Origin of the sequence: Pantoea cypripedii (assembly GCF_002095535.1) — a bacterium.
Lineage (GTDB): Bacteria > Pseudomonadota > Gammaproteobacteria > Enterobacterales > Enterobacteriaceae > Pantoea > Pantoea cypripedii.
This window is the reverse complement of the sequence record NZ_MLJI01000003.1, coordinates 254,759-276,677: the sequence shown is the minus strand read 5'-3', so window position 1 is coordinate 276,677 and position 21,919 is coordinate 254,759. Positions and strand designations below refer to the sequence as shown.

Here is a 21,919-nt window from a genome sequence, read left to right as displayed (position 1 = left end):
CGCCAGGTACGCTTCTCCTGGCGATGTGTGGTTATTTAGCTGAATAACTCAGCGCCAATATAGGAACCTTCAGCCGGTGCCGGTGGAATAAAGAAAATGCCGGAACCAATATGTGAAATATATTCATTCAGCGCATCTGCCGCGCCCAGTTTGGCCTGTAGTGTTTCAAAGTGCGCCGGATCATTCTGATAACTGATAAACAGCAGCCCCGCATCCAGCAAGCCAAGGTTATTAAGACCATCGGTATAATTGTAGGAACGACGCAGTATCCGAATGCCCTTGTTATTCTCATGCGCGGCCAGGCTGATATGCGCCGTTGCCGGAATAACGAGTTCTCCGCTTTGATCTTTTACTGCAAAATCAGGCTGATCAAACTCTTTGTGCCCGCTGAGCGGTGCGCCAGAAAGCTTATGGCGGCCAAACACATTGTTTTGATCGCTGACGCGGTCGGTATCCCAGTTTTCAATGTGCATGCGAATCTTCCGCACCACCTGGTAAGTACCCTGCTGCTGCCAGACCGGGCCATCATCTTTGATCCACACATGGCGATTAAAATCGGTTTTTTCGGTGATATTGCGCGTGCCGTCTTTGAAACCAAACAGGTTACGCGGCGTCGATTGCCCTTTCCCTGCCGAGGCACGACCAAAGCCCAATACCGACCAGCGCGTGGCCGCCGTGCCCGTCGATTTGGCGATACGCGCCAGGTTGCGTACCGCATGGTAAGCCACCTGCGGGTCATCCGCACAAGCCTGAATGGAGAGATCACCGCCGGTCAGTTCCGGGCTGAAATTGTCGCTTGGCAGCTGAATCAATTCACGCATCAGCGTTGGCTTTTTATCCGCCAGCCCCATCGCTTCGCTGAAAATACGCGGCCCGAGGCCCACGGTGACGGTCAACGAGGCGGGTCCCAGATCCATCGCTTCGCCGGTATCATTGCCCACGCCGCTGGTGCGGGTCGGTTCTACCTGACCTATGGTTTCGCCACGCATCATTTGCGCAATGGCGGATGACCAGCGCGCCAGCAAAACCTGCAAATCTCGCGGATTATGCGAGGTTAAATCAAAGGTCATAAACATAATATGACGCTGCGGTGGCGTCTCAATGCCCACCTGACCCGCAGTGCCATAAAAAGCATGCTCACGAGAAAGATCAACGCGATCCTCAGGGTTGTGGATCGCTTCATTCTGTCCATGCGCTGCACTGATGGCCGGAACGGCCAGCGCACTGGCCACCGCCCCTTTCAGCAAATCGCGTCGGGTGAAATTACCGGCCTCCCTGGCCGGTTTTGACTTATCGTTCATCGATTATTTTCCGCTGGTTGCCACTTTTTCAGCGATTTTTGACAAAGGTTCCTGCAACGCCTGCACCGCACGGCTCAGTTTTGCGCCATCGGAGGCTTTCAGCTCGGCGGTGTAGTATTTATACCCCCCCGGAATCGCTGGGTCACGGTAGGTTTCCAGTAATGCATGTACCGCAGCGAACTGATCGCTCACGCGTTTGGTCAGGTCGGGATCGATTTTTTCCAGGCCCGGTTTCAGGAAGGCAAATGCCTGCTCGGCCCCCTCGATGTCGCCAGCGAAATCGATCAGGTCAAGATGGCTGAACGCTTCTTCTTCACCGCTGATTTTGGTGCTTTGTACTTCTTCCAGCAGATCCGCCGCGCCATTCGCCAGGTCTTCCGGTTTGAAGTTGATGGATTTGATCAGCTTGTCCAGTTTACCGACATTGGTTTGCAGTTCCGCCGCAGTTTGCCTGGTTTCTGCGGTGATAGCGCCTTTCTCAAACAGGTCGCGTTCAATCGCATGGAAACCGTGCCAGCCCACTTTCGGGTCGAGGTTAGACGCGCGCATGTCGATCAGATAGTCGAGGTTGCCCGCATTATCGGTGGCTTTGAAGCCCGGCAGCACGAAACCACTGACATCAGATTCGATACGTTCATAGAAGGGACGCGCTTTGGCATAGTCCGCTTTGGCTTTTTCCAGGTCGCCCGCGTCGATATCCGCCTTCAGACGATCGACCGCCACCACCATGGCATCGACCACGCCGCTGACATAAGCGCCATAACCTTTCGCACCTTCGTTGAGTAAGGTCGCTGCGCTACCTGATGGTGCCGCCGCGCTCTTGCCCGTCACGGTGAAGTTAGTCAGCTCCTGCTTCGCGCCGGGGCAATAAATCTGATAAGTGCCACCGTCCAGCGTCAGGGTGAATTTCACCGCCGGCAGGCCCGGTGCCAGGTTCTCTTTTTCACCGAGAATACGGTTGTCGCTCAGCAGCTCCAGCTCAGTCAGTGACGTCGCAGTTTTATTCACGACGGTAAAGGTGACCGGACCGGCTTTCGCGGTGGTGTGGTCGATATGGCAGGTGCCATCGCCTTCACTGGTCATGGTGATATTGACCTGCGAAACACCGTTTTTCACAGGTGCCTGCGTTGCGCCCTGCGCATCAACCGAAAGCAGCAGAGCCGCGGAAATCCCTGCCGCAATGAGCGCATATTTTTTGGTGAACGGTTTTGTCTTCATCGTGCCTTCCTGTTTGTTTTTCAGGCAATATCATTGGTGAGTTGAACTGTCCAGCAGTCCCTGTTTGCTGCGTCCTCGGGCACGAACACCTTTTAGTCGTCTGAACTGACGACTGGCTGAGAAAAAGCAGGTGAAGGCCAGAATGGCAAAAAGCGAAGGTAAAATAACAGCCCAGAAGTGGTAGACATCCTGCGCAGCCACCGCATCACGCAGGCGCTGCTCGATATCCTGCGAAAACGCCGGGCTGATTTGCCAGTCGCAGCCCGCTTCTGCATTACGGGCGCGGGCGCTAATGGTGCGCGGCGATTGCAGGCCACTGCCGGATAAAGTGATATAGGTTGACGAGTGCGATTCTGCGGTTACCACTACGCCACGCATCATGGTAGCGTCCACGCTGCAATTCACCGTCCATTTCGCCTGATACGGGCCAGGATGCTGCGCCGGGCTTAATCCCACCGGAATGCGGTTGCCATAGGCTTCCATCACCTGATCCAGCGTCAGTGGCGAGCTGGCGTCGGCTGGCTCATAGCTGTAATCCGCCTGCCACTCCTGCTTACCGGAAGTGGTGACTTTGCTTAACTGATCATCAGGCACCGTCAGCGCTGCGGCAGGTAGCCCCTCAAGGGTAACGGCAAACTGGGGTTTGCCCGCAGCAGGCTGGCTACTGATATGGCCTACGGTTTGCTGCGACGTGCGGCTCACCAGCGGAATTTCATCGGGAATATCAGCATTCGGTGCCGGGTAAACCAGAAACAGCAGCAACGCGGTGAGCGCCAGGCCTGCCCCGGTCACGGTGGTAAACTGCGCCGCTCGCTTGGGCGCAGGTCGCAGGTGTGCTGGCCAGTAGATCAGGGCCGCAACGGCGACGATGTAAATCAGCCAGCCCGCGAACTCCACCAGCCGGGGATCGGCCGGGATGCCGAGTACCCCGGTGATCAATGCAGACTGCACCGTGCCCGGTGTCACCAGCCAGGTGAGGTCGGCAACACGCTGCTGCCCGGCATTGAGCCAGCCAGCTTCATGCGCACTGCGTAAGGCGGAGATAATTAATCCGGCGGCAACCAGAATCAGGAACAGACCCGTAAAACGGAAGAAACGGGACAGGTTAATACGAATCCCACCGGCATAAATGCCCCATCCCACCAGCACCGCCACCAGCAAGCCCAGCACCGCACCTATCGCCGCCCAGGTGGCCGATTGCGAAGCAGAAAACGTCGCCAGTAAAAAGACGCTGGTCTCGAAGCCTTCTTTCAGCACCGACAAAAAGGCCATGCTCGCCAGCGCCATCGCACTGGAGCGTGTTATCGCCTCTGCGGCTTCGGTTTCCAGCTGACGCTTCAGGTTGTGAGCATGGGAGTTCATCCACATCACCATGCCGGTGACAAAGAACACTGCGACCAGGCCGATGATGGATTCCATCATCTCCTGACGCGCCTGCGGTAACGCATTTTCAGTCAGGTTCAGTACAAAACCGACGGCAAGGGAGAGAATGACAGCACATACCACGCCCACCCACATGGCGGTCAGCGGTTTGCCATTTTTGCGTAAGAAAGCGGCGATAATACCTACGATTAGTGCAGCTTCAAGACCTTCGCGCAATGCGATAATGAACGTCGCCAGCAAGTAGAGTGCTCCAGATAGTCGCTAAAAGCGTAATGATAATAATTATTAGTATCACTACACATGAAAATAATAAATATTCCCCATCAGCGACGCAGTAAAAAAAGGAAAAACACTCTTTGATCCATGGTTCGCCATATATTATCTGGCAAACCATCGTGACGAACATCACAACATTAAGTTAACCTTAAGGAAGCCCCTGATTAATCAAGGGCTCTTGCCTGGGCGTTTTTCTGTATTAAAAATACACACCCGTTAAATTTTGCCAGCTGGGTTACTCACCAGCTGGCAGAGGTTATTTTGCGATTGTAGAGATATGTAAAGGAAACAGATTGATATGACAGGGATTTTATTTATCAGGAGGCTGGCGGCAGCGCCTGCAATATCCGATCGGCCTCGGCGGCACTCAGCGGGTACTGATAAAACTGGCGATAAAAACGTCGCGTCGCCTCATTGATGTCCAGGGCGGGAAACAGTTCCGGGTGGAGCTTCGCGGCAGCCCACTGAATCTGCAACGCCACCTCCGTACCATAACGGTCCCACGGGAATACTCCCGCCGGATTCTGCCAGACACGATGGTTCTGCACCGCCTTCACGCTATTGAACAGGCCGGCATAATCAGAATCCGCCAGATTGCCCGCACCGGCACCAATGATAATCACGTCCGGGTTCCAGCGAATAACATCCTCCGGAGAAACAGGCTTCATATTGCCATCAATCCCCGCCGCCACATTGCGCCCACCAGCAAGGTTGATCCAGGTATCAATCAGCGTGTTGCGGCCATCCACTTTCAATGGATGGAGCGACTGAATATGCAGCACCGTTGGACGCTGGCTACTGGTCAAGCCCTGCGTTTTCGCCTGAATGCTGGCGATTTGCTGATCCAGATACTGGTTGTAGGCCACCGCGCGTGCCTGCGCCTCAGGCGTGCCAACCACCGCCGCAGTGGTGGTAAGTGAACGTTTCATCGAGTCAAAGTCATCAAACTGCATTTCCAGCACCGGAATGCCCGCCAGGCGGTAAGACTGGGCATCCGGATCATTGGCCGGGACAAAGACCGCATCCACATGGCGCGCCACCAGCGCTTCACTGGCGAAGGTTTTACCATGCGCCTGTAAAGCCTGGTTCAGAGACGGCTGAACCTTAAACATCCACGGCCGATCTGCCGGATGGTTTACCGTCGCGACAATGCGGTCACCTGCACCCAGCGTCATCAGTAACGAATGATGGGCAAACCAGGCATCCGCAATATGGTTGACCGGATGGGTGATTTCCACATGATTGCCGCGATCGTCAATCACGGTTTGCGCCAGGGAAGTGGCGCTAGCCAGCAATAACGGCAGCATCAGCGCCAACCGGCAAATCGGTTTCAACATCGGTGTATTCCCGTCAGAAGTTAAGCTGCATGGATACCTGAACCATACGCGGCTCGCCCAGTTGGGCGCTGGCGTAACCCGAACCGCTGTAACCGTTGAGTCCACCCGGTACGATATTGGTCCAGTAGTGGCGATTCGTCAGGTTGGTCACATCCAGGCGGAAGGTGGTGGCGGTGTTGAACAGTTGCGTCTTCCATGCCGTTCCAGCGTCCAGCGTGGTATAACCACTCACCCAGCCATTGTTCTGGTTATCGGTGCTGCGCCGCCCCACATAATGCAGGCCGCCGTGGATATCCGTGCCACTCAGCATCGGCAGATCATAGGCAGCAAACAAGCTGGCGACGTAGCGCGACAAACCAACGATTTGCTTATCCTCGGTCTGTTTGCTGGCAGTTTTTAACAAACGCGGGTCCAGCCACGTCATGCCACCGTAGATATGTAAGCGATCGGTGACATCACCGTCAGCCATCAACTCAATACCCCGGTTACGCTGTTCCCCATCGATGGCATAGTCGCCGTTGGCGTTGGTGTAGGCGTACGGACGCTTGATCTGGAATACCGCAGCGGTGAGGAGAAGTTTGCTGTTAATCGCCAGTTTACTGCCCATCTCCACCTGACGGCTGCGGTAAGGCGCGAGGATGTTTCCGGCGTTATTCGATCCGGTTGGTGCGGTATCCCCCTGTTGCAGGCTATCGGCGTAACTGACATACAGCGTCAGCGGGTCAACCGGCTTGTACATCAAACTGGCAGAGCCGCTAAAGCCGCTGTTCGACGACTCGCTGGTACGGCTGCCCGCCTTGTTGTAGTTGGACGAACTGAGCAAACTTTCGCTGCCCGCCAGCAACAGGCTCCATTGCGGCGAAAACGACAGGTTATCGCTCAACAGGAAGGCGTGTTGCGTGGCAGTGGCCGAATGGTAGCGATCGGTGAAATCCGGGTAATCAGGTTCAGCAAAGGCCTGCGGATTGTCCAGCGAGGCACTGCCCAGCGTCGACGTCCCCCCGCTATCGGATTCATATTTTTCCAGACAAAACCGCGCAGACCGGTGGAAATCTGATGATGAATCCAGCCGGTATCCACTTCACCGTTCAAATTCGCCATATAGCTGTTGATGGTAAAACGGCTGGCGGTGGCCGAGGACGTGGTGGTGGTGTAATGGCCTTTATTGTCGGTAAAGGTATTGGTAACCGCCGTCGATTCGCGATCGGCGATTTGCCGCAACACGCCGATTTCACCCTGCCAGTTGCCGTCAAAATCGTGCTTCAGATGCACACCTGCGGTCAGCGTGTGGTTATTGTCACCGGCATAGGACTGGCCCAGATGCGCAGTTTTCGGATCGGGCGCGGCGGGGAATGTCAGGCCATTGCCCAGCGCAAATTTACCCGGCAAGCCTTTGTCATAGAAATGGTAATAGCTGAAGTTGGTCTCCAGCACCGTCTTATCGGTAAGGTTAGCATCCAGCGCCAGGCTGACTAACTGGCGTCGTTTCTTACTGCCTTTTACGTACCCATTACCTTCATCATCCAGCATATTCAGACGGTAGCGCAGCCGGTCGTTGTCATCCAGCGGGCCACTAAAATCGCCCGACAGCAGATGGCTGAGCCCGGTTCCGCCCCCGACCGTAATGCTATGCTGCGGCGTATCGGTTGGACGTTTGCTGACAAAATTGAACAAGCCAGCCGGGTTGGCGGGGCCATACAGCGAACCCGCCAGACCATTCAGCACTTCCAGATGATCAAACTGCTCGGCGGCGTAATCGGTGGTTGAGACCACATTCAATCCATCGATCATACTGTTTTGTACCACGCTGCCCTGCATACCCCGCGTCTGCGGACGCGCGCCATCCCCCTGTACCGAAGGCATATAGCGATAGATATCGGTGATGCTTTTCAGTTGCTGCCGCTTCATTAATTGCGGAGAAACGGTCTCAACCGACCACGGGGTATTACGTATTTCCTGGCTGCCTAAATTACCTAAGGTGGCTTTTTTATCGACAGATGAAGGGGCTTGATTGGGTGCTGCGGTGACGGTGAGAGCAGGTTGCTCTGTGGTATTTTCTGCCGCATTGGCATTAATCGCTATCAGTACGCTTAAGCTTATTAAACTGATAACCGGGGTATTACGAGAATTAATTTTCATTTCCTGGCCATTGCTTTACTGAATAAAAAAGATTGATTTATGGTATTGTTTTGTAAGGTTATTATTATCGCTATGTAAATTATTATATATCGTTAAATTTTAAAAGAGCAATCGCATATTTAGTCATGGCACATATCGCTATATAATCCTGTTCATATCGCTATCAGGAGCCATTATGAACCGCCCTTTTTCCCGCTTTGCCTTAGCTGGCGTTTTACTGCTTACCTCACTGCACAGCTTTGCCAACCGAATTGTCACTGACCAGATTGGTCGCCAGGTCACCCTTCCCGACAAGGTGGATCGTGTTGTGGTGCTGCAACATCAAACCCTGAATTTGCTGGTGCAACTGAACGCCACCGACAAAATTGTCGGCATCCTGGCCAACTGGAAGCAGCAATTGGGTGACGGTTACGCCACGCTGGTGCCGGAACTCAACCACAAAGCCATGCTTGGCGACCTTACCCATGTGGATGTCGAGAGTCTGGTGGCCCTCCATCCGCAGGTGGTATTTGTGACCAACTACGCGCCAAAGGAGATGATCGATAAAATCTCCGCGCTGGGAATTCCGGTGATTGCGATCTCCCTGCGCCACGACGATGCTGGCCAGCAGGGCAAAATCAATCCCTCCATGCAGGATGAGGAACAGGCCTATAATCTGGGTATTAAGGAAGGCATCACGCTGATCGGTGAGGTGGTGAATAAGCAGCAACAGGCGAAAGCACTGATCAAAGCGGCCTTTGCTGGCCGCCAGTTGGTAACCGATCGTTTGCGATCTGTTCCCGAACAACAACGCGTGCGTGCCTATATGGCAAACCCGGACCTCACCACTTATGGCTCCGGCAAATATACCGGATTGATGATGGCCCACGCGGGGGCGCTCAATGTGGCGGCCTCGACTATCCAGGGCTTTAAACAAGTGAGCTTGGAGCAGGTGATTGCCTGGAACCCACAGGTGATTTTTGTCCAGGATCGCTACCCGCAGGTGGTGGATGAAATTACCCATAACCCGCAGTGGCAAACCATCGATGCGGTGAAAAATCATCGTGTGTGGTTAATGCCGGAATATGCCAAAGCCTGGGGCTATCCGATGCCTGAAGCCATTGGGCTGGGAGAATTGTGGATGGCGAAGAAACTCTATCCGGAAAAATTCCGCGATATTGATATGCAGAAACAGGCTGACCAATGGTATCAACAATTTTACCGGACGCATTATCATGACAACGCTGCACATTCTGGCAGCCGGTAGCCTGAAACCGGTATGGCCTGCCTTAATGACAGAATTTGGGTCGGCTGTTGAAACCGATTTCGGCCCGGCGGGCCTGCTGCGTGAACGTATTGTGGCAGGCGAGCATTGCGATTTGTTTGCTTCCGCCAATCTCGCCCACGCTGAAGATCTCTTCCAGCGCGGACTGGCGCTGAAAACTGGCCGCTTTGCGGCCAACGCGCTCTGTCTGACGGTGAAACGTGACCGCGTCACCGAACAGGATGACTGGCTTTCGTTGCTGGCACGCCCCGATCTGACGCTCGCCACCTCGACACCGCACAGCGATCCCTCGGGTGACTATACCTGGCAGCTGTTTAGCGCCATCGAGCAACGTCACCCTGGCGTAGGTCAGCAGATTCAGGGCAAAGCCCGCTGCCTGGTCGGCGGGACAGACAGCCTGACAGTTCCGCCGGGTGAACTGGCCGCCAGCTGGCTTTTGACCCAAAATCACGCCGATATGTTTATTGGTTATGCCAGTTACGCCCCGCGCCTGACATCCTTTCCGGCACTCCAGGTTTTCAGCATCCCGGCCCCCTATAACATTCTGGCCGAATATGCCTGGGCGTTGTGTCAGCCACAGGCAATGGCGCTGGCCGATTTCCTGCAATCCCCGGCTGCTCAGCAGATTCTCAGGCAATACGGATTTTTAGCGGTAATGGATTGATCTCGCGCAGGGAATCACCTCAGTCAGCGCGAAATTATTTTATGGTGGCAACACGAAAATTGTGGGAATTGGCAAAAACATGATCCAGATCACATTTAACATATTGATGGCAGACTGGGGTTAAAAGCCGAAAAACGGCAAAACCTGAACAAAATAACGCCATATTGGCATTTCTCCCGGCCTTTCCTTCCCTCTGCCGCATAAGAAATATTTAATAATTAATCGCGAATTGATCACTGTGTAAGAACATCATTTTTGATTGCGAAACAATTTGTCATATTTAACGGGGTGAGCGGTTTTTTAATTCTGGCAGGATACGCCGCACTTAGCGCCTCCTCCTGGTCTTATTATTGTCATGCCGTGGTTTTCAAAAAACGCCGTTTTTTTTGCTGTTAAAACCTGTCTGGCCGCCTTTCTGGCATTATATTTCGCACTGGAACTGAACCTGGATAAACCCGCCTGGGCACTGACCACGGTATTTGTTTCCTCGCAGCTTTATTCAGCCTCCACCATCTCCAAATCGGTGTTCCGCCTGATGGGCACCTTGTTGGGTGGCGTGTTTATCTTTTTTATCTTTCCGCTGACAGTGGAGCATCCGCTGCTGTTTAGCCTGTGCGTATCGCTCTGGGTCAGCGTCTGTTTATATCTGTCGCTGCACGATCGCACACCAAAAAGTTATGTCTTTATGCTGGCCGGTTACAGCGCGGCGATCATGGGATTTCCGGAAGTCACCACCCCACTGGCGATCACCAATACCGTGTTGTCGCGCATTGAAGAGATAACCCTGGGCATCGTGTGCAGCAGCCTGGTACATGGTCTGTTGTTTCCGGTGTCGATGCGCAGCCTGCTGGAGCAAAGTGTCAGCCAGTGGTATCTCAACGGACGCAAACTGTGTAGCGATCTGTTGTCCGGTATCCCCACCGATAAATCCCCTGAACGTGATGACATTCTGATCCGCATGGCAACCAATCCGCAGCAGGTAGAAATTCTTATCACCCACTGCGTGTACGAAGGGGATGCGGCGCGTCGTTTGATTCGTCTGGTCAGCGTGCAGTACCAGCATCTGTCTTATCTGATCCCGACGCTTATCGCGATTGAAATTCGTCTGCAAAAATTGTCAGCGTTGCAAATCCCCTTCCCGGAAAATGTGGCGCAAACCTTCCGTCAGTTTCTGCTGTGGTTACATGACGGTGAGGCGGTGGGTGAAACCAGCGATATCCAGCAGGCTTTGGCTACCTGTCAGAAGGAGCTTAATGACGCCTGGCGTCTGGGCGAGTTACCTACCGAATCCCACCTGTTACTGATCGGTGTACTGGAGCGTCTGACGGACTTTGTGCGTATCGCCGGAGCCTATCAGAGCGTGGGTGGCCTGGTGAGCGATCTTTCGGGCGATACCACCCTGGCGCGCGGCAAACGTGCCCACCGCTTTTTTGACAAGGGGCTGATTCGGCTATCCGCCCTCACCGCCTTTTGTGCCACCTTCGGATCCTGCCTGCTGTGGATGGCGACAGGCTGGCGCGATGGCGCATCTGCTCCGGTGATGGCGGCCATTCTGAGTTCGTTTTTTGCCAGCCTTGATACGCCGCTCACGTCGATGAAGCTCTTTATCCGTGGCGTTATCGTTGCCATCTTTATCAGCGTGATTTACGTGGCTATCCTGCTGCCGCAGGCGACATCCTTTGAGGCGCTGATGATTTGTCTGGCACCCGGTCTGGTGCTGCTCGGATTGATGATTGCCCGCCCCACGACCAACATGATTGGCCTGAGCGTCGCGATTCAAATTCCTGGTTTTATTGGTCTGGGCCACCATCTGCGGCCTGACCTGGTGGCACTGACCAATACCGCCATCTCCTCGATGACCGGCGTGTTATTTGCCGTCATCCTCACCGCCATCCTGCGCAATAAAAAACCGTCCTGGACCGCACGCCGCGCGGTGCGCATTGGTCTGCGCGAACTGTTACGGTTTATCAAAGAAACCGAACGTAACGGTTCGTCGCTGCTGGGACGGCAACGTTTTATCGGCCTGATGCTCGACAAATTAAATGTGGTACTGCCGCGTCTGCGACTCGATCCGCAACCTGATATGACCTCGGCGGGTATGCTGCTGAATGAGGTATGGCTGGGGGTTAACAGCTTTGACTACTATGCACGGCATAAGGATTTGCTGGCGAAATATCACCTCGATAGCGGGCAAATGTTCCACGAGCTGGGTTTGTTTCTGAAGCGACGTCTGAAATCGTTGCAAACTGCTCCGCACCCCGACCTGCTGGATGAAATCGATACCTTGCTGCTGATGCTGGAGCGCCTGGCGATGTGGGACGAAAATCTGTTAACCCCGATGTTTCATCTTGCCAGCGTGCGCCTGTATTTGTTTCCACAACATGCATGGCCTGTGATGAATGCACGCCAGGCTGAGCTGATGCAGCAGAAAATGTATCGTCTGCCGCCAAGGTAATCCCGCCAATATTCACTGATCATTCGATTATCAGGGATACTTCATATTCTTTGCATGGTGCCATGTGGGAGCCATGCATAGGATTGAAAGAAAGAAGACAATCCGTAAGACCTATAATTATCTGACACATTCTGTAGCGGCGCGATTTATCGCGCAGGTTTTAGATCATTTCAAACCACCTGAATACAGCGTGATAAATTCTTCCGCAACGTTGATTCATAAAACCTATAGTTAAAATGAGGTGCAGGATGAATATTACCCCCATTGCATCAAAAAGTCAGAGTCTCATTTCTACTTTGCCAGAAGAAAAAGAACCCGAGACTCAGGTGGCATCACATTTAACATCGATTGATTGTAGAGATAATGCAGGGAATATACACTACGAAATGGCTAACCTTTCCCTTCTGCAACAGAGCGTTTTCTATGAGTTTGAACTTCTGAAGCATAAAGAAGATCTTTTTGTTCGTGAGGCAATAAAGTTTGACTGGAGGATTAAAGATATCAGCAGTGAACATAATGGAAGCAAAATAAGAAGAACACTAACCAGTGAGGAAAAGTGCCTCAACAAATTGATAAAAAAATGATAAACAACAGATAAAAAATACAACCCGGAAGAAAAATGCCACTGATTGCGCGGCCATTACCTATAAGACGATTTATAAATCGCTCGAATCGAGTTTGAAAGGCAATCAAAATGAAATACAAAATATCAACAAAACCATTAGCAGTTTCAATGAGAGAAAGCACCACGTAGCAGATATCATAAACCGCTATGTGTTCCACATCATTACCCGTACCTTTTACACAAACAACAACGCCACATCGCTTTATACGCCATCATTCAAAGTAAAAAATATTCCACAGCTGTATTGACAGCGTTGATCCCCACCGTTAATGCAGATTTTTATCAAACGCCTAATTACGCGATGCGATTGATTGCGAATGAAATTGAGACGCAGCATAAAAACCACCAGGATATATCCCCTGTTATTGGTGCTATTAAAACTCATAACAGAAAAGAAGCCTCAAACATCTGGTGGGGGAATGTAGAATCACTGCCAGATTGTTGTCAGGAATTATTACGCGATGCGCCATGGCAATAAATTGATGAGGCCGCGCTGACCATCTTAACCAGCTTTTGTCATCCGCAACCCATCCAGCACCGCCGTCATTCCCCGGCTCACCACACGGTCATGCCGCATTACGATACCCAGGCTGCGTTGCAATTCGGGTTGCGGAGCAAACACGTTTAACCCTGCCCGATCTTCCTGCTGCGCCAGGGCCATCGCTGGCACCAGGCTGTAGCCTAAACCGGCGCGCACCATGCGCTTGATGGCTTCAATGCTTCCCAATTCCATCACAGGTGTCGGACGCAGGCCCGCCTCGCGAAACCAGGCATCGATAACCGCGCGCGTACCGCTACCCGGTTCAAACACGATCAATGGCAGCGAGGCCAGCGCCGCTGGCGTGGCTGCCGACTCCAATGTTTCCCTGGAGGCTATCAGCCTGAAATCCTCTTCATATAACGGGCTGACATGCACGCTTTGGCTGCTTACCGGCAGCGTGACCAGGCCAATATCCACCTGATTCTCCTCCACCGCGCGTATAATGGCGGCGGTATTACCGGTCCTCACATCCACTTTCAGCTGTGGATGCTGCTGACGTAATTGTTGCAGCAGCGGAGGCAATAAATGGATGCAGGCAGTCGCGCCGGTGCCAATGATCACCGTGCCGCTGATCTCATCAGCATGCTGGGTGACAGCGGCCCGTGCCGTGGCAACCGCACTGGTGATATGTTCACTGTGCTCAAGTAGCACCTGCCCTGCTGCGGTGGCCCTGACTCCACGCCCGGTGCGCTCAATCAGCCGTGTTTGCAGTGATTGTTCCAGCTGGCGGATTTGCAGGCTGACAGCCGGTTGCGACAAACCCAGCGCATCTGCCGCGCCGGAAAAACTGCCCCGACTGATAACCAGGCGGAAGGTATCCAGATGATCGAGATTGAGACTGGCCATCTCTAAAAATTCCTTATAGCGCGGATAAGCGCGCCGGGCTGCCACAGATTCAGGCAACAGGTTAGCCTGAATACAGATAACAAACGAGAGCCGTACGATGGAAATTTTGCTGGCAGAAGAACAACATATCCCCGCTATCCAACAAATTTATGCGCACCACGTGTTATACGGCTGCGCGACCTTTGAAACCGAACCGCCCGATGAAGCCACCCTGCTGGCTCGCCTGCAAAACATTAACGCCGCCGGGTTGCCGTGGTTTGTGGCAATCGAAGATGGCGTGGTATTGGGTTATTGCTACCTGTCGCGCTGGCGCGAACGTTTTGCTTATCGCTTTAGCCTCGAAGATTCGGTGTATATCGACCAGCGTTATACCGGACGCGGTATCGGCAGAAAATTGCTGGCGCAAGCGTTGTTATGGGCCGAACAGCACGGATATCGTCAGATGATAGGCGTGGTTGGCAACAGTGAAAACGATGCCTCCATCGCCCTGCACCGTTCAGCCGGTTTTACTGTCACCGGCACGCTACGCTCGGTGGGATTCAAACACGGTCGCTGGCTGGATACGGTGATTATGCAGCGCGAATTAGGTGCCGGGAACAGCACCCTGCCCTGAACAATAGCGGGTAAACAGCTCCACCAATGCAATCACCTGGTCATCCAGCGGGATTAGTTCCTTTTTCACAATCAGATGCATCGGCGTACTGCGGCGACCTCCATGATTTAAGGGTAAGGGTTGCAATACGCCCTGCTGAAGTGCTTCAGAAATGCGCTCCTGCGGTAGCCAGCCATACCCCACCTGGTGCATCACCGCTTCAACCGCTGTATCTACCGTCGAAAAGAACCATTGTTCCGATTGCCCCACCGAGGCATTCGGCGCTTGCGCACGCGAAGTGCCGATGCGGATTTGCGGATAGCGTGACAGGTCATATTCCGTCAGCGGCTGCGCTAAGCTCAGCAACGGATGGTCGCGATGGATAACCGCCAGAAAATCCACATTCATCAGCCACTGCCCGCGCCCGGAGACATCTTCACGGCGCGTCATCACCATCACATCCGCGTCAGGCACCGCCGGATGCAGCGGATCGTCATATTCCAGCACCTCGGTCAGCTGGATTTGCGTCGCCGGATATTGTTGCTGGAACTGCTGCAACACGCGAAATAGCGTCTGACGGGGAAAAATATTGTCGACCACCAGTTCCAGCTGAGTACGCGCGCCATCGTGCAAACTTGCCGCGCGCGACTCCAGCACATGGAAGGCATTCAGCAATGGACGCACCTGTGCCAGCAGGGTTTCCCCTGGAGGGGTCAACAGCGCTCGCCGGCCTTCAATGCGCAGCAATGAAATCCCCAGGCGTTCCTGTAACAGCGAAAGGTTGTAGCTGACGGATGACTGGCTACGATTCATCGCTTCCGCCGCCTGATTGAATCCGCCAAGCTCGACGACCTTATCAAGGATCGCCCATTGTTCCAGCGTGGTCTTAAACATGAATACATCCAATATTTAGATTAAAACCATCCAAAATTAGCGTTATTCATTCAATTTTTACAGAGGTATCGTAAGTCCATAAACTGAAGGAGATAAAAAATGAGCAACTTTGACAAACAAGATTTGAGTGGTTTTATCGGCAAACACCTGGTCTACACCTACGACAATGGCTGGAATTACGAGATCTACGTGAAAAATGCCACCACCCTCGACTACCGTATTCACAGCGGTCTGGTGGGGAATCGCTGGGTGAAAGATCAGCAGGCTTACATCGTGCGAGTCGCCGACGCGGTGTATAAAATTTCCTGGACCGAACCGACCGGCACCGACGTCAGCCTGATCGCCAACCTCGCTGACCTTGTGTTTCACGGCACCATTTTCTTCCCGCAGTGGGTGATGCTGAATCCGGAAAAAACTGTCTGCTTCCAGAATGATCATCTGAGTGAAATGGCGGCATTGCGTGAACAGGGACCGGCATATCCAACCACCGTGATTGATGAATTCGCCACCATTACCTTTGTGCGCGACTGCGGTCCCGATGACGAGAGCGTAATTGCCTGTGCGGCGAGCGAACTGCCCGCCGACTTCCCGGCCAACTTACGCTAATCCAGCCAGGCTGCGCTGTGGAAATCGATTTCCCAGCGCAACACCTCCGCATACAGCTTTGACAGCCGCTGCCGTTCGCTTTCCGGCAGCGTCGCTGCACAGGCATCCAGTTCGGCTTTCAGCCAGCATGCCTGTTGATAAAATGCCTCCTCGGCATGCAACTCCACCCAGCGGCGAACATCCGCATCGCTTTGGGTTTGCTGGACCACCCGCGCGCACCAGTGGTAGTACATCCATTCGGCACCAAACATGATGGTGATGATATCGGCATAACTGCCCTGCTGCGCCGTTTGCAGCATCCCCTGGTCGAAACGTTTTACCCCCGGCAGATCACCCGGCACGCTGGCCGGATCAATATTGCGCCGCGCATAAACCTCTTCAAACCAAGCAATCTGCGTATCAACCAGCGCATTCAACACCGTAATCAGCCAGCGCTGCTGGCGGATGCCGGGCGCTTTGCTGATGCCCAGCGCAAAGATGGCGATCGCGGTAGCAACAAAGTTGCCTTCAAACACCAGATAACGATTAAATACCGCCTCATCGAGTTGATCCTGTTCAATATCCAGCACGAAACGATGTTGCTGCATTTCCTGCCAGATAGCCTGATGTTCCTGTAACAGACGATCGGTGAATGACATTATTCCTCCCCCAGCGCGGCTTTAGCCACGTTCATAAAATGCTTCACCCGCGCCAGTTCCACTTCATTCCACCAAACCCCATCACGTTTCAGCGCACTGGCCACAATCACACCCTGCGTACGGCCGAGAATTTCGCAGACGTTACCCGGCGTAACCCCCGACCCCACCAGCAGCGGCAACGAGGTGGCACTGCGGATTTCATCGATTTCACTTAAGGTCGCGCTATCGCCGGTGCGCTGCCCGGTGGCAATCACCGCATCCGCTTCAAAGAACTCCACGTCACGGGTGAGCTCAGGAATGGAACGATCGGCGACAATCGCGTGGCTGCCGTGCTTCACATGGCTGTCGGCAAACACCCGGATGTGCTCCGCGCGTAGCTGGCTGCGATAGCGCAACGCTTTGGCCGCTGCCCCCTCAATCAAACCTTCGTTTGCCACATAGGCATTGGCCCATTGATTGACCCGGATAAAATCCGCGCCACCCGCCAGCGCCGTTGCCAGTGCCGGGATCGCCGCATTCGCCAGCACGTTAATCCCCAGCGGCACGCCAAAGCGGCTGCGAATGTTCTCGGTAATCACCGCCATGAATGCTGCCGTTTCCGGGCCGATATCCTCCGGTTTCGAAAACGGAATATCGCCATGATTCTCAACAATCAAACCATGTACGCCACCTGAAAGGTAATTTTCCGCATCCATTAGTGCGCGATCGATAATATCGGCAACAGGTGCGCCACGGTATTTTGGTGAACCAGGAAAGGCATCACAATGAATAACCCCTATCACTGCTTTGGAACGTGAAAATATTGCTTGAATTGCGTCACTCTTTTCTGATGAGATAACAGCCATCTTAATCACCTTTTCGAGAAAACCATGCATATTTATGTATGCGGTAATATTACCGTTGATGAATTCTGGCAGGTTGATCATTTTCCTGCCGAGGGTGAATCCGCCCTGGGAAATAAAGTTCACAGTGACGTGGGTGGCAAAGGATCTAACCAGGCGATGGTATTATCCCGTTGTGGTATTGCCACCACATTAATTACGGCTACCGGCGCAGATTCACAGGGTGAATGGTTACGCCAGCGCGTCAGCCACGAAAGACTGGCACTGTTACCGACTGCTGCAACCGTTCCGTTTAGCGACAACTCGGTTATTTTCACCACGGCGGAGGGTGATAATGCCATCATGACCAGCAATGCCGCCGCAAATAGTCTGACCCCGGAAACGGTTAGCGCACATTTAACCGTGGCGCAGCCAGGAGATATTTTTTTACAGCAGGGAAACCTCACCCCACAAACCACTCTGGCATTGTTCCAGCAGGCTAAATCCCGTGGCATGATCACGGTATTTAACCCTTCGCCGGTCAACCCCGATTTTGCCCACTGCTGGCCCTGGGTAGATATCGCGGTCGTCAATCAGGGAGAAGCCGCCTTACTGACCCCGACACTGCCACCACACGGCAGCCTGATCACCACATTGGGTGCCGCCGGTGCGCAATTACAGCGTGACCAGCAGAGCTGGCAGGTTGCCGCCGTCAAAACCGAGGTTATCGATACCACCGGCGCGGGTGATACCTTCCTTGCCGTGATGCTGGCTTCCAGCCTGCTGCGTCAGACCCTGCCGGACGCGCTGGCATTGCATCATGCCACTGCGGCCGCAGCCATTACCGTCAGCCGCCGGGGGACCTGGGGCGCGTTTCCCACCCGCTCCGAGTTACAGGCCATTCTGGCCCGGCGTTAATGCCGGGCCTGCGGTTTATTTGAACATGGCGCGATAGCTGCCCACGTTCTCTTTGGTCACTACCGTCGCCGGGACCTGGATGTGCTTCTGCACCGTCTTACCGGCGCTGATGGCATTCAGAGCTTTCACGGCTTCTTCACCCATTTTTTCCGGGTCCTGTTGCAGTACCGCCACCACATAACCCTGGTCGATACCACTGATGGCGCGGGCAGTCAGGTCCCAGCCAAACACCTTGATATCCTTCTGACGCCCCTGGTTTTCTACCGCCGCAATCGCGCCGAGCAGTGCCGGTTCTCCGGTGGCATAAATCGCGGTCATGTCCGGGTTGCCGGTAATCAGGTTTTCCGCCGCCGTCATCGCGTCATCCTGGATGTTGCGGCCATCAACCACATCGGCCACGCTGATGTTTTTATTGCTTTTGATGGTGTCTTCAAAGCCTTTCTGGCGCTCATTCTGGATGGCAGAATTCAGCGCGCCAACAATACCGACACGCGCTTTGCCGCCCATACTTTTATCAACATAACCGAGGAAATATTTGCCGAGGATCTTACCGCCTTCAACGTTATCTACCCCCACCTGAGCCGCTTGTGGGCCAGCAGGTAATACCGCATCGATAGCAATCACCGGAATATTTTTTGCTGCCGCTTCTTTTATTGCGGGCATGATGCCATTGACGTCGATGGCATCAACCATAATGCCTTTCACGCCTTGTTCAATATAGTTTTCAATCGCATCGTTTTGTGAAACAGGATTATCGTTAGCGTTAAAGATAACGACATTTTTACCGCTGGCTTTTGCCGCTTCCTGCGCGCCTTTATTCATCTGATTAAAAAATAACGCCTGCTGATTGATTTGCACCAACGCATAATCAGCCGAAGCCGCCATAACGGAAGTGGTCATTATCGAAGAGAGAAGTACAACACAGGAAAGAACGCTTTTCTTGCTGGTGTTAAATAACATCATCGTTGCCCTCATCAAAAAGTGTCTGCACCCTGGTGGGTAAGTTTTTTTGCGGGACAAATATCTGTAACAGCAAACATAATGTCTGCTGCCTGCATGGGCGGCCTTTATTACTTTTCCGTCATGAACTCCGTTCAGTGATTAGGAGAAAAGCGCTAAAGGAAAAACGGCATCGGATAAACTGGGTATTAACATTCTCTGAACGCAATAAAATGTCAAGCGAATATTTTAAGCGCAGCCGCAGTAAAAAGTCTGTCGCTGGCAGGGAAAAATGTGTTAATGCTGTGGCCGATAAAAGGTGTCCACTCATGACAAAAAAACGCGTTTTACTTTCAGATGTGGCGCAACTGGCGGGGTTGTCAAAAGCAACCGTGTCGCGCTATCTCAATCATTCGCTGGTTCTGCCGCAGGATACCGTTACGCGGATCGAAAACGCGATCCGTCAGCTGGATTATCGCGGCAACTCGCTGGCACGCCGCTTAAGCAAAGGCGGCAGTGAAACACTCGGCCTGGTGCTGCCCGATATTACTAACCCCTTCTTTGCCGAACTGGCCGATGCCGCTGAAGAAGCGGCGTCGCAGCGTGGCTACAGCCTGGTGCTCTGCATCACTCGCAACAACCCGGACAAGGAGTGTCAGTTTATCCGCTGGCTGGATACCTGCCAGGTGGATGGCCTGCTGTTCACCACCAACCGCCCGGACAATGGCCTGCTGCGCAAAGAGGTGCAACGCCAGCAGCGTATCGTCTTGCTGGATGAAGATATTCCCGGCAGCAACGTGCCGAAAGTCTTCGCCGATAACGTCCAGGGCGGCAAGCTGGCGACAGAGCAACTGATCGCCGCCGGACATCGGCAAATTGCCTTTGTTGGCGGTCCCGATGCGTTGATGAGCGTGCGGGAACGGTACCAGGGTTTCTGCCAGGCGATGCAACAGGCCGGGCTGACAATGGTGCCGGAATGGGTGATGTTCGGCAAATACGAACGCAGTTTTGGCGCACAGGCCCTGCACCACTTCTTTGCCACAGAACTCCGCCCCAGCGCGGTGTTCGCCGCCAGTGATTACCTGGTACTCGGGCTGCTGGATGGCCTGCGTGAACGTGGGTTGCGTGCACCGGAAGCCCTGTCGCTGGTGGGTTTCGATGATGCCAGCTATGCCGATTTCACCCAGCCGCGTATCTCCACCATTCGTCAGCCCGCGCGTGAAATGGGGCGCGCAGCAGTTGAACAGATGCTGAATCTGCTGCATGGCGATTTGCCGCTGCCGCAGGAAACCCGTTTACCGGTGGAGTGGATCGCGCGCGACTCCATCAGCCCTCTGCACAACGTGCGCTAAATTGGCGCATCGTTGCACCCTGCTGGCCCATCACGCTTAAAATTTCCGCCATCAAGTAAACCGGTTTACCTGAGTGAAAAAAATATTTCACCAAAGTAAACATTGGGTTGCACAAGGTTGCATGCGGTGATTTTTTCACCTGGCACAGTCTCTGCTATCTTTCCAGTGGCGAACAAATATCTCTGCAAGACATGCGTTGGTCAGCGACACGTATTACGCGCATCGGGTAAACCGGTTTACAAGATGTAAACCTTTACCGCGTAAGGCGTCCGCTGATGCAACGTCTCCGTTTGAATGACAAGGGGAGTGTTGAGATGAAACAGCAGCAACGTGCCGCCCCGGCACGGGTTGAGATGGTCAATATCACCAAAACCTACGGCTCGATTCGCTCACTACGCGGCGTGAATCTGGAGCTGGCACCCGGTGAAGTGCTGGGTCTGGTCGGTGACAACGGTGCCGGTAAATCCACGCTGACCAAGGTGCTATCCGGTGCCGTGGTGCCTACCAGCGGGGCGATTCGCATTGATGGCGAGGAGCAGCGCTTTGCGAATCCCGCCGATGCCCGACGTTGCCATATCGAAATGGTTTATCAGGATCTGTCGCTGTGCGACACCGTGGATGTCGCGGGGAACCTGTTTATGGGCCGCGAACCGATGAAACACTGGCTGGGCGTGCCCTTCCTCGATCAACAAAAAATGCATGCCGATGCGCGTGAAATGCTAAAGGGATTGGGGATTTCCATTCCTGATACCCGCCTGCTGGTGCGTAATTTGTCCGGTGGACAGCGTCAGGCGATCGCCATTGCCCGTGCGGCAGCGTTCGGCCCGAAAGTGCTGATTATGGATGAACCCACCGCAGCACTGGCAGTGGCCGAGGTGGAAGCGGTGCTGGAGCTGATCAAACGCGTCAGCGCCCGTGGCGTCAGTGTCATTCTGATTACCCACCGTTTGCAGGACCTGTTCCTGGTGTGCGATCGCATCATGGTGATGTACGAGGGCACCAACGTGGCGGATCGCCGGGTGGCCGACACCAGCCTGAGCGAAATCGTCAACCTGATTGTCGGCGAGAAGTTTAGCGCGCCGTCCGCCCACGCCCATTAAGGGAACGAGT

Annotated in this window: 18 protein-coding genes and 1 pseudogene; 9 read left to right on the top strand and 10 right to left on the bottom strand. The window is 53.8% G+C overall.

What is annotated here, in order from left to right:
* Positions 1 to 35: 35 nt before the first annotated feature.
* The 5 genes and pseudogenes from efeB to HA50_RS29320 all read right to left on the bottom strand — a co-directional run bounded on the left by efeB (position 36) and on the right by HA50_RS29320 (position 7,654).
* On the bottom strand, positions 36 to 1,301 hold the full coding sequence (gene efeB / locus HA50_RS29340; protein ID WP_084880901.1) for an iron uptake transporter deferrochelatase/peroxidase subunit: 1,266 nt from the start codon (positions 1,299 to 1,301) through the stop codon (positions 36 to 38).
* A gap of 3 nt (positions 1,302 to 1,304) precedes the next feature.
* Positions 1,305 to 2,519, bottom strand: coding sequence for an iron uptake system protein EfeO (gene efeO / locus HA50_RS29335; protein ID WP_084880900.1), 1,215 nt, complete (start codon positions 2,517 to 2,519; stop codon positions 1,305 to 1,307).
* Positions 2,520 to 2,549: 30 nt separating this feature from the next.
* Positions 2,550 to 4,142, bottom strand: coding sequence for an iron uptake transporter permease EfeU (efeU, locus tag HA50_RS29330; RefSeq protein ID WP_084880899.1), 1,593 nt, complete (start codon positions 4,140 to 4,142; stop codon positions 2,550 to 2,552).
* 353 nt (positions 4,143 to 4,495) lie between these two features.
* Entirely contained in the window at positions 4,496 to 5,515 is a 1,020-nt protein-coding gene (locus tag HA50_RS29325; RefSeq protein ID WP_084880898.1) for an ABC transporter substrate-binding protein, read from the bottom strand.
* Between the two features lie 13 nt (positions 5,516 to 5,528).
* Positions 5,529 to 7,654 (bottom strand): annotated as a pseudogene (locus tag HA50_RS29320) (TonB-dependent receptor).
* 175 nt (positions 7,655 to 7,829) lie between these two features.
* Here HA50_RS29320 and HA50_RS29315 point away from each other — a divergent pair.
* The 4 genes from HA50_RS29315 (at position 7,830) to HA50_RS29300 (ending at position 12,621) form a co-directional block, all read left to right on the top strand.
* Entirely contained in the window at positions 7,830 to 8,900 is a 1,071-nt protein-coding gene (locus tag HA50_RS29315; protein WP_084880897.1) for an ABC transporter substrate-binding protein, read from the top strand.
* Positions 8,869 to 9,582 (top strand): substrate-binding domain-containing protein, encoded by a 714-nt coding sequence (locus HA50_RS29310; RefSeq protein ID WP_084880896.1) that lies wholly within the window; start codon positions 8,869 to 8,871, stop codon positions 9,580 to 9,582. Before HA50_RS29315 ends, HA50_RS29310 begins: the two co-directional genes overlap by 32 nt.
* Positions 9,583 to 9,937: 355 nt before the next feature.
* A complete protein-coding gene (locus tag HA50_RS29305; protein ID WP_084880895.1) occupies positions 9,938 to 12,037 on the top strand; it encodes an FUSC family protein in 2,100 nt (699 codons plus the stop codon).
* A gap of 248 nt (positions 12,038 to 12,285) precedes the next feature.
* Positions 12,286 to 12,621: a hypothetical protein gene (locus HA50_RS29300; RefSeq protein ID WP_084880894.1), complete on the top strand. Its 336-nt coding sequence runs from the start codon at positions 12,286 to 12,288 to the stop codon at positions 12,619 to 12,621.
* 543 nt (positions 12,622 to 13,164) lie between these two features.
* Here the strand turns inward: HA50_RS29300 and HA50_RS29295 are convergent.
* The gene (locus HA50_RS29295) at positions 13,165 to 14,049 is read right to left on the bottom strand and encodes a LysR family transcriptional regulator (protein ID WP_084880893.1); all 885 of its coding nucleotides are present in this window, start codon (positions 14,047 to 14,049) and stop codon (positions 13,165 to 13,167) included.
* A gap of 97 nt (positions 14,050 to 14,146) precedes the next feature.
* Between HA50_RS29295 and HA50_RS29290 the strand changes: the two genes are divergently transcribed.
* Positions 14,147 to 14,662, top strand: coding sequence for a GNAT family N-acetyltransferase (locus HA50_RS29290; RefSeq protein ID WP_084880892.1), 516 nt, complete (start codon positions 14,147 to 14,149; stop codon positions 14,660 to 14,662).
* On the opposite strand, the gene HA50_RS29285 is transcribed toward HA50_RS29290, so the two are convergent.
* Positions 14,633 to 15,535 (bottom strand): LysR family transcriptional regulator, encoded by a 903-nt coding sequence (locus tag HA50_RS29285; RefSeq protein WP_084880891.1) that lies wholly within the window; start codon positions 15,533 to 15,535, stop codon positions 14,633 to 14,635. The two genes, HA50_RS29290 and HA50_RS29285, sit on opposite strands and share 30 nt — an antisense overlap.
* A 99-nt stretch (positions 15,536 to 15,634) precedes the next feature.
* Here HA50_RS29285 and HA50_RS29280 point away from each other — a divergent pair, with 99 nt between their 5' ends.
* Positions 15,635 to 16,141, top strand: coding sequence for a phenolic acid decarboxylase (locus HA50_RS29280; protein ID WP_084880890.1), 507 nt, complete (start codon positions 15,635 to 15,637; stop codon positions 16,139 to 16,141).
* On the opposite strand, the gene HA50_RS29275 is transcribed toward HA50_RS29280, so the two are convergent.
* Both HA50_RS29275 and HA50_RS29270 read right to left on the bottom strand, forming a co-directional pair.
* Complete coding sequence (locus tag HA50_RS29275; RefSeq protein ID WP_244989295.1) at positions 16,138 to 16,779, bottom strand: TenA family protein; 642 nt, start codon at positions 16,777 to 16,779, stop codon at positions 16,138 to 16,140. The two genes, HA50_RS29280 and HA50_RS29275, sit on opposite strands and share 4 nt — an antisense overlap.
* Complete coding sequence (locus tag HA50_RS29270; RefSeq protein WP_084881215.1) at positions 16,779 to 17,624, bottom strand: BtpA family protein; 846 nt, start codon at positions 17,622 to 17,624, stop codon at positions 16,779 to 16,781. Before HA50_RS29270 ends, HA50_RS29275 begins: the two co-directional genes overlap by 1 nt.
* A gap of 24 nt (positions 17,625 to 17,648) precedes the next feature.
* Between HA50_RS29270 and HA50_RS29265 the strand changes: the two genes are divergently transcribed.
* Positions 17,649 to 18,518 (top strand): PfkB family carbohydrate kinase, encoded by an 870-nt coding sequence (locus HA50_RS29265; protein ID WP_084880888.1) that lies wholly within the window; start codon positions 17,649 to 17,651, stop codon positions 18,516 to 18,518.
* A gap of 15 nt (positions 18,519 to 18,533) precedes the next feature.
* Here HA50_RS29265 and HA50_RS29260 read toward each other — a convergent pair whose 3' ends face one another.
* On the bottom strand, positions 18,534 to 19,418 hold the full coding sequence (locus tag HA50_RS29260; RefSeq protein WP_415860492.1) for an ABC transporter substrate-binding protein: 885 nt from the start codon (positions 19,416 to 19,418) through the stop codon (positions 18,534 to 18,536).
* Positions 19,419 to 19,786: 368 nt separating this feature from the next.
* On the opposite strand from HA50_RS29260, the gene HA50_RS29255 reads away from it, so the two are divergent.
* Positions 19,787 to 20,809: a LacI family DNA-binding transcriptional regulator gene (locus HA50_RS29255; RefSeq protein WP_084880886.1), complete on the top strand. Its 1,023-nt coding sequence runs from the start codon at positions 19,787 to 19,789 to the stop codon at positions 20,807 to 20,809.
* Between the two features lie 353 nt (positions 20,810 to 21,162).
* A complete protein-coding gene (locus tag HA50_RS29250; RefSeq protein ID WP_167379281.1) occupies positions 21,163 to 21,909 on the top strand; it encodes an ATP-binding cassette domain-containing protein in 747 nt (248 codons plus the stop codon).
* Positions 21,910 to 21,919: the final 10 nt, after the last annotated feature.

Coding starts and splice junctions, on each gene's coding strand:
- efeB (WP_084880901.1), bottom strand. CDS start 1,301: ATGAACGATAAGTCAAAACCGGCCAGGGAGGCCGGTAATTTCACCCGA.
- efeO (WP_084880900.1), bottom strand. CDS start 2,519: ATGAAGACAAAACCGTTCACCAAAAAATATGCGCTCATTGCGGCAGGG.
- HA50_RS29325 (WP_084880898.1), bottom strand. CDS start 5,515: ATGTTGAAACCGATTTGCCGGTTGGCGCTGATGCTGCCGTTATTGCTG.
- HA50_RS29315 (WP_084880897.1), top strand. CDS start 7,830: ATGAACCGCCCTTTTTCCCGCTTTGCCTTAGCTGGCGTTTTACTGCTT.
- HA50_RS29310 (WP_084880896.1), top strand. CDS start 8,869: ATGACAACGCTGCACATTCTGGCAGCCGGTAGCCTGAAACCGGTATGG.
- HA50_RS29305 (WP_084880895.1), top strand. CDS start 9,938: ATGCCGTGGTTTTCAAAAAACGCCGTTTTTTTTGCTGTTAAAACCTGT.
- HA50_RS29300 (WP_084880894.1), top strand. CDS start 12,286: ATGAATATTACCCCCATTGCATCAAAAAGTCAGAGTCTCATTTCTACT.
- HA50_RS29295 (WP_084880893.1), bottom strand. CDS start 14,049: ATGGCCAGTCTCAATCTCGATCATCTGGATACCTTCCGCCTGGTTATC.
- HA50_RS29290 (WP_084880892.1), top strand. CDS start 14,147: ATGGAAATTTTGCTGGCAGAAGAACAACATATCCCCGCTATCCAACAA.
- HA50_RS29285 (WP_084880891.1), bottom strand. CDS start 15,535: ATGTTTAAGACCACGCTGGAACAATGGGCGATCCTTGATAAGGTCGTC.
- HA50_RS29280 (WP_084880890.1), top strand. CDS start 15,635: ATGAGCAACTTTGACAAACAAGATTTGAGTGGTTTTATCGGCAAACAC.
- HA50_RS29275 (WP_244989295.1), bottom strand. CDS start 16,779: ATGTCATTCACCGATCGTCTGTTACAGGAACATCAGGCTATCTGGCAG.
- HA50_RS29270 (WP_084881215.1), bottom strand. CDS start 17,624: ATGGCTGTTATCTCATCAGAAAAGAGTGACGCAATTCAAGCAATATTT.
- HA50_RS29265 (WP_084880888.1), top strand. CDS start 17,649: ATGCATATTTATGTATGCGGTAATATTACCGTTGATGAATTCTGGCAG.
- HA50_RS29260 (WP_415860492.1), bottom strand. CDS start 19,418: ATGACCACTTCCGTTATGGCGGCTTCGGCTGATTATGCGTTGGTGCAA.
- HA50_RS29255 (WP_084880886.1), top strand. CDS start 19,787: ATGACAAAAAAACGCGTTTTACTTTCAGATGTGGCGCAACTGGCGGGG.
- HA50_RS29250 (WP_167379281.1), top strand. CDS start 21,163: ATGGTCAATATCACCAAAACCTACGGCTCGATTCGCTCACTACGCGGC.